This window comes from Neobacillus sp. B24, assembly GCF_055381825.1.
The window spans coordinates 311,932-329,198 of sequence record NZ_AP035777.1 but is presented as its reverse complement, the minus strand read 5'-3'; the positions used below and the strand labels follow the sequence as shown (position 1 = coordinate 329,198).

Here is a 17,267-nt window from a genome sequence, read left to right as displayed (position 1 = left end):
CCAAAAGTAATTTATTTCATCAATTTGTTACATTTTTCGTTTTTCAATAGTTTGAAACGACTTTAAATATTGCAAAAAAGGAAGTTACTATAAAACTTCCTTTTTCTACAAGTAAAAAGCTATCTAAAATTGTACTTGTAATTCCTTTAACATCTCAAAGGTATCGACATATTCAACATTAAAAACTCTACATACTACCGGAATAAGTATTCTTTTCTTTACATCCGGATTATACGCCTCATGTGTTACTAAAGTATGTCCTTTTGTCATTGCATAAGCAATCAACCAAGCATCCGCGTTTCTAGCAAATTCATCCTTAGCAGCTTCTGTGAATTGTGGATTATCAAAAGCCCATTGTTGAATTAGACCATAATTCTCCAATACATCTATTGCATCTGTTTTCTCAAAATAACTTCTAAAATTTTCTGAAGTCCACTCTTGTAGTGGGTCAGGATTTGCATCATTAGGATTTATAATTTCATCTTGTATTCTATCTATACTGCATATTTTAGATTCGTCTGCTAAATTAACCAATGAGTTCCAAAAACTTGGTGCTACTTCGAAGGAGTAGTATCCCCTATAGGCACTTATAAACACATTTGCATCTAGAACGTACAAATCATACACCCCTTCCCTTAAAAATATCGATATACCTTTGAAAAGTAGATCCTTTTAATCCTGTTAATTTATAAGCATCTGTAAATTGTATATTTCCTACCTTTATTTGATAAATAACAACTTTAGAAAATAATTCTCCTAGCCGAATTCTCGTAGTATTATAAAAATCACCGCCAGAGGATGTTGAACCTCGATCTAACTGAAGTTCTTCTATATACCGATTGTAAAATTCAAAGAATTCAGTCTTATCAACGCATCCTAACTCTAATGCTCTCCTACCAATTACTAAGGGACTTACTTTATATTTGTTCCCTAAAGTCTTGTACACTTCTCCATCAGGGTAGTGTGTACGCCATGCATTTAAGAAAGAATCACGAGGACATAAAAACTCTGCAGCCGCAGAATTACATAATTGCTCAATACCTTCATCAACTCTGTTAAGGGGTGATGCCTCTACTATTGCACTTGAACCAATAAAGATATGTGCAACCTCATGAATTAATGTAAAAATCTGAGCGGACTTTGCATCTGCTCCATTTAGAAAAATGAGTGGGGCTATTTGGTCCACCAAAACAAAACCTCTAAATTCTTCAACGCTTAACGGTCTATGAGTATTACTACCTACAATTCCATTTACCATTACCATAATATGATTTTTTTCACATTTACCTATTAAATACTTCAACGCTTCCTGAAAAGTTCTAAGCTTAACAGACCATCCTATATCCAAATCAAATAATTCCCTTATCTTATTAGCCAATTCTTCTGCTGAATTCCCTTTATAAGAGCCTACAAATTCAAGTGGTTCGCCTATATAACGTTCATAATAATCTTTCATAAAATCTTGTCGCCTTTGCATTGTATGCAATGTTTCTATTAAATCAGGAGTAGGTTGCTCTCTCATACCATCCTCGATTTTCCGGTAATGGGGAATAGGTAATTGCTCCACTGGTGGCCTTTGTAGAAAAAAGTATCCCAAAGGTGTGGAAGTTGCGTTTGCAAATTCTTCTAATTGTTTCAATGTCGGTTGTAAACTCCCACTTAGCCACTCATCTAATTTATTGAATCTATTATGTAATTTATCTTTATTAATTGAACGATTATAGGCCCATTTCATAAGATCGACTTTAACAGGTACCCTTGTTGCCATATTTTCACCCCCTATTAAAAATTCGTATTGTAAAAACTTTTATAAGAAATAGGCTATAGAATCCTATTATAGAGGGCTTTATAAGCAAAAAAATTGCCACCCCCTGAAATCTAAGGATAATTGAGGTTACCACACTCTCAACAACCTAGATAGGAAGTGACAATTTGTACCCTCAAATTATAACCTATTTATTAACTTTTATTAAGTACCAAGAACAAATAATTCGAACATTACTTACCCTTCTTATTGGGAAGGGGATGTTTGAAAAGCCTGAGGAAAAACCTGTAAATAAACCTTATCGTAAACTCCAGGTGGATGATCTTCCGATCATCGAAACCATTCAGAAACTTGATTACCGAAGCCTCCTAACCGAATACCTGGAGAAGAACGGTAAACAACTAAAACCTGTTCAAAGGCGTTCGAATACAAAGGCATGTGTGCCCAAGTCAATGAAATGTCCGCAGTGTGGTGCTCCAGCGGATTATCTTTATGCCAATAATGGAGGCAAAGGACAGTTTCAATGTAAGGTGTGTGCCTGTCTTTTCAATGATAAAAATCGCTATTCGAAGGAGGCTATTTTGAAGTGTCCTCATTGTTCTAGGACCCTTGAGAAAGTCAAAGAGCGAAAAGACTTTGACGTGTACAAGTGTAAAAATAATGACTGTTCCTACTACCAGCAGAAACTGAATGGCATGTCTGCGAAAGAGAAGAAACAGTTTAAAAAGGATCCACAAGCCTTTAAATTAAGATATATCTTCCGGCAGTTCCACATTGATTTTCAGCCATTGTCAAAGGCTTCTCCTAAGAAACCAAAGGTTGACTTGGCCAGGCTTTATGTGTCGCCACATACATTGGGGCTTATTTTAACCTATCACGTTAACTATGGCCTTTCGGCCCGGAAGACAGCTGCACTCATGAAAGATATCCATGGTGTTTCTATATCGCATCAAAGCATTTTAAATTACGAGAACGCAGTTGCATTAATCCTTAAACCTTACGTAGACCACTATCCCTACGAGCTTTCTGATCAGTTCTGTGGGGACGAAACCTATATTAGGGTTCAAGGTCGTTGGCATTACTTGTTCTTCTTCTTTGATGCGGTAAAAAAGATCATTCTGTCTTATCCAGTGTCAGCAAATCGAGATACAGCGACAGCAATCCGTGCCATTGATGATGTCCTAATGAAATTTAAAGAGATTCCGGAAGATCTTACATTTGTGGTGGACGGCAATCCGATATATCTCTTAGCCCAACACTTTTACGCCCAGCATGATATTCACTTTGACATTACTCAGGTCATTGGGCTTACCAATGAAGATCCTGTATCAAAGGAGTATAGGCCTCTCAAACAAGTGATTGAAAGACTCAATCGCACATTTAAGGGCAATTATCGCTCAACACACGGGTTTGGGTCCGAACATGGGTCTGTTTCGTTTGTGACGCTTTTTGTGGCTTACTTTAACTTTTTACGGCCTCACTCAGCGTTAGAAGGTAATGTGCCAGTGGTTAATCCAGAGCTCTTACTGCGACCGAATATGCCTGCACGCTGGACTAAATTAATAGGTTTAGCTCAAGATTGGATCATTGAACAAACAGTCTAACTTTTTGTTTAGCAGAGCCCTTGAACCCACTAGCAACCGGCGAAGCGAACTCTTGACAAACCGAACTTGCCAATGGTTTAAAATGGAAATACCAAGGGCTATTTGGCATGCCTTCTTTTTGTCCCCGTCGCCCTTGATAAAGGAATCTCAAACCATTGGCGTGTTTGTCAAGAGCGGTTGCGGGGCCGACGCACCCAATATGTGGAAAGGAACCTAACCCCTTAAGGAGTTTTCATAGAACTTTTGACACTACCTAAAAATTCAACTCTATTCTTTTATCTAAAATATACCAGTATTAACCAACCATTTGAAGGTAAATTTAAAATTTAGACTTATTAAAATTAAAAAGAAACCTAGAAAATGGTTACTAAGATTTATACCAAATGATATCAATTAAACACTATACTTCTTACATTCTCCGCTTACTCAAATATTTCTTTAATACATTTTTCATATCCATTAAACTACTTTCGAGATATCCAAGGAGGGCTGTAATGATTTCCAAGGTGCATAAGCTTGTTCAAAATTAGAGTAAATTAGTAAATCTTTGCTGGCCGTCGATAATTTATATCTTCCCGCCAATACACAATTAAAAATAACACGACGGTACTGTATAAATGTATTGAAATTTGCCAATCATAAAATTGTTAGTGCAATCTGTATGTCAAAAACAGAAGGAGATAAAAATTCTCCTTCTGTTTTTGATTTTGTATTATTCAATTCATTACCGTATTACAATTCAGATATAACGCTTCACCTTTTCAAAAAGTTCTTTTCTCTCACTTTGTGAAAAGTTTCGAACCAAATTTACTATTGCTTCAACCGTTAACCATCTACTTTCTTGAACAAAAAACGCTTTTAGGTTTTCTTTAAAGGGATTCGTAATCTGCTCATTATCAATCCCCGCTTCAATGAATAGCCCTATTACTTCATCCATTTGATCCTCATCAATTTCTTCTCTTCGAAGCATTATTTCATTTTCAATGCTGGACAAATGTGAAATCAGAAATTCCTCCCACTTATCATCCTCAAGATAGAAAAAGTCTAGGTAAGATGTCTTCTCTAGGTCAATAAAGTTTTTAATATATACTTCTCTACGACCAAAACTGTTATTTTCTTGTGAATAGATGCTCTGTAGATTTGAAAGCAGTTGGTTAAATCTCACATCGGGTTGCTGTTCCCATATCTGCTGGAGCAGGGTCAATATCCTCTTAATTCTATTAGGGTCTCTCATAATGTCTTCATCCTTTTCTAGCGACATATAAGCCTTCAACTGAAATATCTACGTTTAAAAGTGTGATTATCAATATTCCCAAAAACAAATAAAATAAAAATGACTTCCCAAAAACTCTCACTTTTGGGAAGCTACCTTTACTACGTTCTACAATCTTTTTCGATTTTCTGTTGATCTCGTCAATAATCCATTTTACCCATTCTTGCTTCATTTATATGTTCAGTTTTATTTCCTCAATATTTTCTCCTTGTATTATATAGACATATGTCTTGTCGATAATACTATTCAAGTCCTCTAGGTGAGATTCGCTAATCAAAAAGTCTGGCTTATCAGTAAAGATGATAAACCGTTCTTCACCATTGAAACGTTCACTATAAAAATCAACTAATCCTAAGTTATCGAACATTGTTATCAGCTTACGACCATTTGCTTTCTCATGAGCCGCGACTAAATTGTAGTAATCAGATGCTATAACACGATAGGATGAACCATTAGGAATTAATTCAAACTGAGCTATTTTTTTAGGCGGCTGCAGAATAATTGTTCGCTGCTTATTTAAAGTATCTATTCGCTTTTTCTTCTGTTCTTCAATGTCTATTAGCTGCGCGTTCATTTGATTGATAAGTGCTGAATTTTTATTGTCTAGATTATCAGATTGATATTGTAAAAGACGATCATAAACCTCATTATATTGTTGCTGAAATGTCTCCACCAAGTACTCATGCATACGATTTAACTGGTTAGTTCGCTTTTTCTCAAGTAGGTTCTTTTCTTCAATTGCTAATTGTAAAATATGTTTTTGCAAAATGTGTTGTTCTACGAATGGTAATTCCGTTACAGAATCCGAGAAATTCTCAAGTGCCAACCAATATAAGTTTAACTCAATAACAGAACCATCCTCACGTTTTGCGATAAATAGCAATTGATTCTTCAATTCTTTTCCAGTTCCATCTTTATAGACTAAACGATATAAATCAACTTCTAAATGCTCTGGGACATTGTACGTAAATAAATAACGTTTGAATACAAATTGATCGTTTGTTTTATGAAGGATTTTTTTTGCTAAAGAATATAAAGGATAGGATTTTGTTACATATTGAACGTCTCCAGTACTTTCTTCGACAAATCCTGTATAACGATACGAATCAGTTAAACTAGTTTCTTTGGCAAATTGATCACGAAGAAGTTTTGGAAATCGGTCAATTCGTTTAACCCGATTTTCTTGACTACTGAATACTTTTACATTTGATTCTGCAAATGCATAATCCATAAGCTCTACATACATTCGATTTGGTACTCGGTTAATTTTAATATCGAACTGTGAGCTTTTCATTGCATTAATATCCACAGTATCCGTATCAAATTGCATTTTGTTCATTGTTTGTAATAGCTCTTTATGTTCTTCACTTAAACCTTTATCCATTTTTGAGATTACTTCATCTAATGTTTCACGGGTTAAAATGGCTTCTTTCATTAAATCTGCTAGATTTATATCTCCCTCAAGTAAATCTCCCATAAAGTTATAAACTAAATCATTCCCTAAGTCCTCTTTCATTGTTTCTAACTTAGCAAGTAAACGAGTCATTACGTAACCTTCACGCGTATTGGCTGCTACAAGATTAAATACAAATACTTCGTTTTTTTGTCCAATACGATGAATACGCCCCATTCGCTGCTCTAAACGATTAGGGTTCCACGGGATATCGTAGTTAATCATCTGATTACAGAACTGTAGGTTAATAGATTCTCCACCCGCATCTGTTGCTAGCATAATTTGAGCATTATGACGGAATAACTCGACTTGCTTTCTTCGTTCGTCCATCGAATAACTACCGATAATCTTTGCTATATGCTCAACCCTTGTCGAAAGTTTTTCCTCCAAGTATTTAAGTGTATCAACAGATTCAGTAAAGATTAAGATCTTCTCTCCTGTATAAATAAGCCCTTCTACCCCAAATAGCATTTCCTCAAGTTCCAAGTATTTCTTCTCGATTCCATATTTTTTAAGGGAGGTTGTTTTCGATAGTAACTTTTTTAACTCAGTAATTTCCTCTTGTAACGCTTCTAAATCAATCGTATCAAAAGCAAGTTCCAATTTTCTTTCCAACGTATCCTGTGATTCTGTTACTTCTTCTTCAAGATTATTTTCATATAGTTTTTCGAGTTTTTGTGTAAACTTTTTTCTTTCATTTTCTGTTGTCTCCAGAATCGCTAATAATTTCTTATAACGACGAGCAAGTGACTTATGGATAGCTTCGATAGAAGAACTTAATCGGCGTTGAAGTAGCATCATGGCGAAAGCAGTACTGTTATTTCCAGCATTAATTGCACGATTAAAATGAGTCTGTACATAAGCTGTCACAGCTTCATATAAATCTAGTTCCGGTTCTGTTAATTCATATTGAATCGTTTTCGTTGTTCTTTTAGGAAAAATCGGCGTTCCATCAAAATTCACCATAGATTCTTTTAAGCGACGAATGATAAATGGATTACTTTTATCTCGTAAGGTTTCACTAGCAGACACATGATGAAATAGATCCGGCTCAATTAGCTTCATTAATAAACGGAAATTCTCTGCATCTCCTTTGTGTGGTGTTGCAGTTAGGAGTAAGCAGTGATTTGTTCTTGCCAATAGTTTTTCACCAAGATTATATAGCTTTGTTTTTGTTGTTTTCTTTTTGATTTTGCCATAAGAATAAGCAGCCATCTTATGAGCTTCATCAACAATGACCAAATCAAACTGTGCTTCTAAAATTAACGCTCTAATATCCTCACGAGTAGACCAATGGATCGAAGCAAGACAGCAATCATTTTCGATAAACGGATTTAGACTACCATATTCATTCAATACGGCACGATTAATAATTTTAAATGTTTCTTGAAATTTTTCTAACATTTCTTCCTGCCATTGGCGTAATACTAATGGTGGAACTAAAATTAATATACGTTGAATACTTTCACGTGCTTTTAATTCTTTAATTAGCATCCCCGACATAATGGTTTTACCTGCACCGGGATCATCTGCTAATAAGTAACGAATGTTTGACGTTTGTAGCATTCTGCTATATACAGCTTCAATTTGATGAGGTAGAGGTATAATTTGTTGATTTCCTAATGCACGTGTTTTTGAATACTTATCTTCTATTTCAAGTACTAGGTGTAGAAGGCGTTGTTGTACATCTTGGCCAGTGAATGTTAAGTTTGATGCTGTAGAGGTACTTAATATTGTCACTTGATTTAAATCAGTTGTTGTCAGTAACTGTTCATAATAACTATTCGATTGCCGCCCAATACCTTCAAGTAAAACATACTCTTCTTCAAATGTTTCAATTTTTTTTACTTCAATTGCTTCTGGGAAAAATGGTCCACTAATAATATCTCCAATGTTCATGTCAATTTCCTCCAAAAAAATCCCTCACTCAAAGGGAGTAAGGGATTTTAGGATTTCGTTCAATAATTGTATCTCGAATATTTTTTATAATTGAATAACGTTCTTTGTCTAAATCCCCTATACGTATATGGTAATCGAATGGATATAAGATTGCACTATTATTTACAATATCTGTAGATACTGTATTTGCTTCATAGTGGATCATTAATACTTCAATCATTAAAGCTTTAAGTAAAGGGTTCTGTATTTCAATTTCTATTTTTTTCGCTTGGTATATTCCGGGCTTTGACATTGTTAGAAGTAGCCAATCTTTTACAGAAGAAAAAACTGCACCAACAGCAACTTCTACACGACGACGATCTCCATATCGATTTTTCATCTCTTTAACAATAGTTCTGCTCTGTATTTCATTTGACATTTTTAGCAGTTTTCCAATGTAAAACATTTGTTCTCTAAAGAATGGATAGGCAATGCACGTTAGACAATAATTGATTATTAGTTTTTCTTTTGACGATAAATATGGATATTCATTAAGTAATGCATCGCGGATATCCATAATAATAGGGTTTACTAAATTCCATGTCTTCATTAGCATAGTAATGGCATTCTTACGTGATTTATCACCTTTAATTGAATTCATCAATTCTATATTTAGTAAACTGTAGATTTCCTTTGAAGGGTATTGCCGCAAAAAATTTGCTGTTAAATCAAGATGAGCTAGTTGAATTTTTTGATCAAACCCTACTGCTTTCATACTCACCCCTACTTTCTAGCGATTCACTTTTACAAATGGTATAATCACTTCCTCAAAATGAATGCCACCGTGAGTAACAATTTTATCATTCTTTGGTACAAAAGCGTAATTATCTTTAGCTAATAGTACATGATAATCCTTTGGCAATCCTGAATGGTTCCATGTAATTGTTGAATCCCCATACATGAGATATGTTTGGTTTCGTATATTTTCGGATTGATAAATACGAGTACGTTCGCCTTTTGAATTCACTAGTACTCCTTCATTAATTCGTCCTATTCCGAGGCATTCTACATTACCATGATCAGAAGTAATATATACATCAAAATCTTGGTCAACTAAATCCGCTAAAAACTGATTTAAATAGTTTGTAGATAGCCAAGTCGATAGTTCCGAAATTATTGTTTGATTCCCTTGGACAGCACCATGCATAATTTGATCAATAACATCTATAACAGCACCATATATACGAATAGAAGGGAATTGCATATAAGAAAGTGAGAGCTGATTATACTCTTCTAATCCAAGGGAATTTTCATAAGCAACATTTTGCCTAGTAAAACCCGCTTGTTCCCAGAATTGAAGCCAGTAAGTTTTTTCTTTTCTTGTTGAATAGATGGTGTCAGCAAATTGTCTAGGCTCTAAACCAGAAAAAATAGATTGTCTTGAAACCGAAGTTACACTAGGTATCCAAGAGAATACAGCATCTTCTTCAAATGACCATCCATCACTAGCTAAATGCTGTTTAATCATATACCATTGAGTAAAGTTCATTCCATCCATCACAATTAAAGCAATTTTGCTATTTATTTTTCTTGCTAAAAAATGAGGGATTTGATGGACCATTTTTGGTTTTGGTACAACTGGTAATGTACGAAGACTTGCGTATTCTTCTAACATCCACTTTTCAAAATGTTTATTTAATGATTGCATTTGCATATTCCATATATCTGGTAATGTGCCATTATTTAAATAGTTGTACTGAATTTCTCCGATTTGACTAGCTAAATTACCCCATTCTAGCCGTGAAAATCTTGTAAAGTCTTGATCGAATAAAGTATCTGAATCAATAGCAGGTTTACTCTCCATTACTAAACCTACCATCATCCACTTTTCAAATTTCGCCTTATTAGATATTGGAATAGGCGTAATATAATTTGTGAGTGTTTGACGGACTATTGGGTCATTGAAATAAGAAAAATCATAATTGGTTTTCGACTCAACAATTTGGTCATGAGAACGTTTCGAAAAGTCATGAATATATTTTTGCCACTCTTTATTTAATAAATGGGTTAATTGATCCTTTGATTGGAAAACAGTATGTGTTTCTTTTGAAAACAATGGATGCAACTTTTTTATGCTTTGTTCTAGTCGTTGAAAAAATAGCGAAGGAAGGGCTTCGCTATTTTTCGAATAATAGTGAATAGCTGCTTTTATAAGATCACTTTCATTGCTAAAAATACTGGTGTCTAGCTGGTACACCTTTGCCAATATAAAATCGATTGATTCGTTGTAGTTTAATTGTTTCAATTGATTACTTGAAGCATCAAATAATAATGACAGTACTTCATCTGGGCAGTATTGAACAACAGTAGGATCAAGAGAAGGGAAGATTGATTCCCACGACAGTACAAGTCGAATTGCGTTATTCAATATGTCATAAGGCAACTGATTGAATTGGTTTTCTGCAATCGTTAAAATCCAAGTAGGACGTCTCTTACGGTCTTCGTGTCGGAAAGATGTCTCGTATAGATAACGAAAAACGATTGAGTCTTGATAAGTATGGACAGTTATTCCCTTCTCAGCAAATACCTGTAGCACTGTCTCCCGCTTGAATAAGCCATACTCATCTGAAACAATATACAAGCTACCTTTACTTGGAAAAAAAGTTGCTAATTTTTCAACCCAATTCAATCAAATCACCTTCTTTTTATTACATATCTAATCGTACCTGTGCATTGTCATAGTACATTAACAGTTTGTCATCTTCTTGAATTACTTGCTCTGGCAATCGGTCCCCTACTGTGACAATCTTCTCGTAATTTTTCTCACTCCATGCCTTTTTAAAGCCTGCCCGGATTGCCTCTGTACGGAATTGTTTTAATTTCTTCTTGCTGTTTCCAAGCTCTTCTACATAATGATCAAATTCACGTAACAATGTTTTTTCACGCAATTTCTCAAGATCCGCTTGTTTATTTGGATCTGGTACATACCACCGATTCATTGCTTTTGCTTTTAGCTTACTATCTGTATTTTCTAAGCCACGCATATCATGGAAATTCCGGCGCAAATAACTAGCAATTTGATCTGGTACTATTTCTTCTCCTTCATATCGCAAGAAATTTTGGGCAAGTAAATCATTTAGCTCAGGTAACTGCTCATGCTTCGCAATATGTTGAATCTCTTTCAAGAATAGTGGCTGTATTTCTTGGAAAGTTTGAGGTTTCTTCATTAACTGCTGACGAATCCATTCGATCGCACTATTCTCATCGGAAACAAATAAGCTCATTTGAGAAAACTCTTTTACAAGAGTACGTTTTTTATCATATTCAGCAACCTGTGACTCTAAAAATGCCATTCCGTCACGCATAGGGTATCTTTGAGCAACACCAGCTTGGAATTCTGCAGAAGAGATAGGTACAGGTAAGCCATTTTGTACATGGTAAGCTATCATTCGGTCAAAAAGAATGCGTGGTGTTCGTTCTGTAATAACTTGCGCTTCACCTTTAGAGCCTAAAAATTTAGGTAATTGCTCTAAGTATTGACTTACAAATGTCCAAGCTGACTCAACTGTATTTGTCTGTTCTTTCATTTTTATAATACTCTCATCAGTTGGCTTATAAGCCGTAATAACCAAATCTTGTTTTACTGCAGTGGTTGTTGTTATAGCCTTGAAACTACCTTTCTTTTTGTCTAAAGATGAAACATTAGCAATTATAAAGCCAGCTTCATTTACAGAGTTCTGTATAATGTTCCATATATTTGATTTTGTATTTGAGAATTCAATAGTAATCCATTTTCCCGGTTTAAGTACTCTATATGCCTCTTTTAAACAACTAGATATTAAAGTTTTGTACTCCTGTTCCTTTTTATTTTGAGTATTATTAACAATCGCTTCCTCACTATTGTTTGTATGGACTTTGAGCCATGCTTCCCAAATATAATTTAGTTCAGAATACATTAGATTTCCACCGAAAGGAGGATCAATAAAAATATAATCTATTGAGTTATCGTCAATAAATTTTAAATTTGATGATGAACTTATAGATTGTAAAACATTGTGTTCTTCAATTGACCAGTTTTTGTTTTTTTGTGTTTCAAAAGATTTTTTTAATTGAATAATCATATTCAATTCTTTGACAAGTGATGGAATATAAAAAGTACCTGATAATGGGCCTCCGCCTGCTCCCCATTTTCCACTTTGAAAAGTAAGACCATACATTTTTGTAATCCTAGTTGCTACTCGGGAAATAATTTTATTTACTGTCCGTACATCTTCTGATTCAAATAATTTCCCCAAAATAATGAGATTACGAGGTGTGTAAAATCTATGCATATGTGTAATTCCTAATTTTTTTGGCCGCATAGTTTCATCTCCTATAGGTAACTCATCAATAGGAATACTAGTAATTGCACCCAAATTATCTATCTTTTCAAGTAATTTAACATCAAAAATATCTATTTTTTTACTATAACGTTTTCCACTAAATGTATAATTAATAAAGTTAGGTTTTTGTTGTGATTGTTCAACAACTTTATTTAAATAACTATCATATTCACTTTTAAAAAACTGTTCAACCGTATTTTTGTCTAATTTCTTACTACAATTTGGACACAAAAACTCCGATTTAACTTCACCTGTTTCATAGTTTACAGCAGTTTCCCAATAGTTAAACTTTGTATCACATTGTGGACATAAAAAATCATCGGACCAAGCTACAAAATTTATATTCCCAAAGGGAAGTTCAGAATTGTTTAAAACCACTGAGCCATCCTCAATAGTATTTATTTCATTCAATAATTGAGTAGCTCGATCAATTAATTCCGGATTTTCTGAGTGTAATGTTTTATACATCCATGAATATTTATTTTCAATAATCCTCAACTTTTCACTTAATCTTTGTAATTCATTCCCAGAGTCTTTTATATTAAAATTTGAAGATATAAATGAACCAGCTACAGATAAATCATTTAATATTATATTTCTTGCTCCAATTTCAGATATCTTATTTCCCTGTGTTCCATCCAATATATTATTACCCTCTATTGTATAGCCTAATGCATGTATTTCATCCAAGTTATTACAATACTTCCCTGCAACACCTGTCATACCAGTTCCAGAAAAACTGTCTAAAATAATATCTCCGGGTAAGGTATAGTTTAAAATATATCTCATTATAGCCTTATGAGGTACTTTCGTTGGGTAAGGGTGAAATTTATAACTTTTATCATATTTCCCCTCACTAACATTTACTATATATGGTTCACGGTGATACTCAACGTTTACATCACGATCATACTTTGCAACTTTTTCTTTTTCCCATTCTTCAATAAATTCATTAATCCAAGGGTTAGGACATGCCGTATAATATGGAGGGTCTGATAGAGCAATAATGTCTTCATCCTCACCATTAGGGAAACCTTCAATTTGTTTAAGTTCAGGTAGTTTTTTTCGTAGCTCTTCACGAAAATACTCTCTACGCGCTTCTTCACTTTCAAAAGTCATACCGAGGCAGACAACAGGTGCGTTGTCTGCTTCAGTTACCTCAAAAGAGATCTGTTCATTTTTTGCCATGCCAATCTCTCCTTGTTATTTTTTCAGCATTACACGTACACGATTTGATGGAGCAGTACCTACTGCTTTTGCCAGCATTTCCTCAAAACGTTTTCGTAATTCTTCTACCGTTAATGGATGTCCATTGGCCATCATTTGTTCTATATCTGATAAATTTAACTCCACTTTATCGATTCCTTTTAATAAATCATTGATTGCTTGAATTAAACGAACATCAATTGGTAAATTAAATTCTTGATTATCGATAAATTCTTGAATCAATCGTTGTTGTTCTGTACTTAACAATGAAATGTTTTCTTTTACTGAAATATCATTTAAGTTAGTTAGTAATATTTCCGTCCAATTTTCATAAATAACTGGTAGTTCTTCTCCAAGTTTCTGTAAAACAACTTTTTCATTTGCCTTAATATCTGTCGGTCTGAATTTACACTCACCACAAATTTGTGTGTGTTGTAATTTGTCTTCAGAAACGTGATAGCATGTCTTGAGTTCAGTCAAGGCTTTTTCCCATTTAACAATTTGCTCTTTCGGTAAAATGGAAATACGGCTCGCTAGTTCTTTTAATCCTTTTAAGCGATCATCATTTAGGAGTGCCGTTTTTCGTAGGTTTTCTTTTGCATTCAAACGTGATTGATCATGTGCCTCTATATAAAGTCGGATATACTCTTGTTTTAAGTTGTTTAATTTTACAAGTTCTTTTGAAATATCCTTTTGTTCCTTTAAACCATATTGGATTTCATCGAGTGTATCTTCTACATTTCTAGACCAATCTGAATGAGTCCCCATATTAGGTTGCGCGACACGCAAGTAGTTTACAAGCTGAGAAATATTTTTCAGTTGATTATCTAGTTTGAGTAAGTTTTCTATTGTTTTAAGCGCTTCTCGTTGCACTTCAATGGTTGCTAGGTCATATTTTAAATTACGCATTTTAGCAGGTGTATTATATCGTTTTAATCCTTCACAAAACTCTTTGAAATCCTCAAGCAATCTTGTTTGCTCTTGTATTTCTGCATTATTTAATAATTGACCATCCCATGTAGGAATTCCTTTTTTAACAAGTTGTAAAAGTGATAGTGTCTCTGCTATTTTATTGTTTGCTTTTTCTGTAATACTGCCAATTGCGCGACTTAACATATCTTCTTCAAAATTTGGAATTACCACTTCAAATAAATCTGCCAGCGCATTAATTTCCGTTATTGGTAAACCAGTCGGTTTCTTAATATGACTAAATTGGGTTAATTCCTTTATTGGTCGTTGAACATATTCGTGTAAGTTTAATGCATTATAAGTTTTACCTCCGATAGTCACTTCTATTGCCCCAGCACTTATCATAGCGCCCAATAATACAACGAATAACTCCGGCTCTAAAGAAAATTGCTTAGTAAATTGTAAATCTGGTATACCTTTAATACGTTTTGTTTCAATTAAATCGCTATGATTTATTACTTGTCCATGACCCTTTGCTTCTAATAAATCGATAATCCATTTTGCATAACCTGAATTATTTATAGTCAATCTATTTGATTTATCTAACAATACGAAACCGTCTAAAATATCTGCACCCATTTTTGATTCCACACCGTTGATATATTGAAGTGCTTTTTGGACATAAGTTTCCATATTATCTTTTGTTAAGATCCCTTGAATTTTCCCGAAAGAAGGATAGTCCTCATATTTTTGCTCGAACCAATCCGTTAAATAAAATTCAGCAGCTGTATCAACAATTTGCTTTACCGTAGGATTATTTAATATATACATGCGTAAATCAGCAACAGTAGATTTCTTTCCTTTGTAGGTGATTTCAAATGTACTATCAAAGTTATCAATTAACCATTTAAATAATTTCTTCTGATATTCTTCTACCTTCGATGTGTAAAGTTTCTTCGTTGCTGGAGAAGCATCAGTTGCTAAGTCTTGAGCTGCTGCATAAAGTTTTAGGTACTTATCAAAATCTTCATTGCTACGATTATATTCAAAGAATATTTCATCAGGTTTAAGCTCATTTTTAAATGTTACTTTATCATATGGTCGTAACATATAAATATAGAAATCACGTTCGGGCTGCGCAGTTCCACGTTCATTTGGTGCGCCAAAGAATAAATAACCCGGACGCATCACGTGATGTGCTTCCCAAGCTAGATCATATCTCCAGACTTTAACATAAGATACATGGGTATTATCATCTAGTTCCATTGCTTTCTGTAATAAACTGAAGTAATAATGATCCAGTTTATCGTCTTCAATCGTTTCAGCCTGTGCTTGAATCAAACTGTCCACATCAATATCTTTCTTTAAATCTAAATAGTATTGACCATTCGATTCGTTTGTAGAAATATATTGAAAACTCACAGTTTCTTGGATGGTTTTCATTGCTGCTTCAATATTTCCTTTTAAGAAATCTGACGGATCATCTTCTTCTAGTAAAAAATCTATACTTGTAGTCGGATGCAAAAATAAGTCATCACGTAATTCTGTTGTTGTTAAACCCACCTTGTCATGAATATCTTCTGTTGAAAGGCGATACACAGCTAATGCATTAATCATTCGTAACGCCATTGGTTGGTATAATTTCTTTTTAGCCGGAAATGCATTTTCAATACGATCTTTTAATATTTTATGTTTATCAATTACAGCCCGGATATTTGCATCTGATCGGTTCGTCGCATTTTCTTGGATGTACGTCCAATAGCTGTCGTAAGAAATTAAACCGGGTGAACCTTCTGGTAATGGCGCATGAATGATTTTTTTAATTTCGCTGCTTATAGTTTGAAGTGCTACACGTTTTTCAGCTATATTCACTCTTTCAAATGCAGTCAAATACGCTGGGTGTATAGGGAATAGATTGATATAGGTTTCTAAATCTTCGTTTAAACGTGTATAAAGTCTAGTAAACCCTTTTAAATGCTCACGAATTAAAGATTTTTGTTCATCAGTTTTCTTCAACAGTCGTTGCGAAACTACATATGCAATGTCATCGCGAACAATGCTTACTTGAACAAAACGCTCACTAATACGTTTTAAGGAATCCGAAACATAATTAAAACGTGCGTTACCAAAAAGCATCTCTTGAATCCCTGCAATAAATCTAAAACGAGTTTTCCCGCAGATTTCTCCTACTTCACGTAAGAATCCTAAATCTAAAGCAAGCTCCTGCTCACGGCGGCCACGTAAATAGTCTAGTAACTCATCAATAACTAATAGTAATCCTTGATTGGGATACTTTTCATTGAATAGTCCCATCATTTCTTCAAGTGCTTCTTTATTATTTGTGATTTGATCCACTGGAGGGAAACTGAAATCAACACCCCATTTGGCCAAATTATCTTCTAAAGCATGTACTAAAATATCCCTCAATGGTGTTTTAACGGCACCAAATTCAATTCGGATGACCTTAAATTTACCTTCTATCTCCTTTGCCTTTTCAGCAACTGAAGAATTTGTGATAAATTGACTCACATTTTCACGCTCAGCAATTGTTGAAATTACACTCATTAAATGAGATTTACCTGTTCCGTAGTTACCGACAATAAATAACCCTTTATTCTCTATGGGATGGCTAAACTGTAATTGCTCAAAAATTAAATCATTTAATTGCTCTGCCATACGTTCGGAAATTACATAAGTTTTTAATAGATTATTTGCATATTCTTCCACATTAGCTTCCGTTAATTTAATAATGGATTCAATTGGCTCAAATTGTAGCAAATCTTGATATAACATAAAC

Annotated in this window: 9 protein-coding genes; 1 reads left to right on the top strand and 8 read right to left on the bottom strand. The window is 34.1% G+C overall.

Going from position 1 to position 17,267, the window contains the following annotated elements; translation table 11 throughout:
- Positions 1 to 123 precede the first annotated feature (123 nt).
- A complete protein-coding gene (locus ACZ43M_RS01730; RefSeq protein WP_464505769.1) occupies positions 124 to 627 on the bottom strand; it encodes a DUF4411 family protein in 504 nt (167 codons plus the stop codon).
- A complete protein-coding gene (locus tag ACZ43M_RS01725) occupies positions 620 to 1,768 on the bottom strand; it encodes an ImmA/IrrE family metallo-endopeptidase (protein WP_464505768.1) in 1,149 nt (382 codons plus the stop codon). The genes ACZ43M_RS01730 and ACZ43M_RS01725 overlap by 8 nt, the downstream gene beginning before the upstream one ends.
- Before the next feature lie 164 nt (positions 1,769 to 1,932).
- Between ACZ43M_RS01725 and ACZ43M_RS01720 the strand changes: the two genes are divergently transcribed.
- Positions 1,933 to 3,369 carry an IS6 family transposase gene (locus ACZ43M_RS01720; protein WP_464503290.1) on the top strand — a complete coding sequence of 479 codons (1,437 nt, stop codon included), beginning with the start codon at positions 1,933 to 1,935 and terminating at the stop codon, positions 3,367 to 3,369.
- Positions 3,370 to 4,108: 739 nt separating this feature from the next.
- Here ACZ43M_RS01720 and ACZ43M_RS01715 read toward each other — a convergent pair.
- From ACZ43M_RS01715 to ACZ43M_RS01690, 6 genes are all read right to left on the bottom strand, one after another.
- Positions 4,109 to 4,630: a hypothetical protein gene (locus ACZ43M_RS01715; RefSeq protein WP_464505767.1), complete on the bottom strand. Its 522-nt coding sequence runs from the start codon at positions 4,628 to 4,630 to the stop codon at positions 4,109 to 4,111.
- 184 nt (positions 4,631 to 4,814) lie between these two features.
- Positions 4,815 to 7,994, bottom strand: a complete 3,180-nt coding sequence (locus tag ACZ43M_RS01710; protein ID WP_464505766.1) for a DEAD/DEAH box helicase — start codon at positions 7,992 to 7,994, stop codon at positions 4,815 to 4,817.
- 28 nt (positions 7,995 to 8,022) lie between these two features.
- Positions 8,023 to 8,748 carry a hypothetical protein gene (locus ACZ43M_RS01705; RefSeq protein WP_464505765.1) on the bottom strand — a complete coding sequence of 242 codons (726 nt, stop codon included), beginning with the start codon at positions 8,746 to 8,748 and terminating at the stop codon, positions 8,023 to 8,025.
- A gap of 15 nt (positions 8,749 to 8,763) precedes the next feature.
- Positions 8,764 to 10,662 (bottom strand): BREX-3 system phosphatase PglZ, encoded by a 1,899-nt coding sequence (gene pglZ, locus ACZ43M_RS01700; protein WP_464505764.1) that lies wholly within the window; start codon positions 10,660 to 10,662, stop codon positions 8,764 to 8,766.
- A 19-nt stretch (positions 10,663 to 10,681) separates the two neighbouring features.
- The gene (locus ACZ43M_RS01695) at positions 10,682 to 13,543 is read right to left on the bottom strand and encodes a DNA methyltransferase (protein WP_464505763.1); all 2,862 of its coding nucleotides are present in this window, start codon (positions 13,541 to 13,543) and stop codon (positions 10,682 to 10,684) included.
- A 15-nt stretch (positions 13,544 to 13,558) separates the two neighbouring features.
- The gene (locus ACZ43M_RS01690; protein WP_464505762.1) at positions 13,559 to 17,263 is read right to left on the bottom strand and encodes a DUF6079 family protein; all 3,705 of its coding nucleotides are present in this window, start codon (positions 17,261 to 17,263) and stop codon (positions 13,559 to 13,561) included.
- Positions 17,264 to 17,267: the final 4 nt, after the last annotated feature.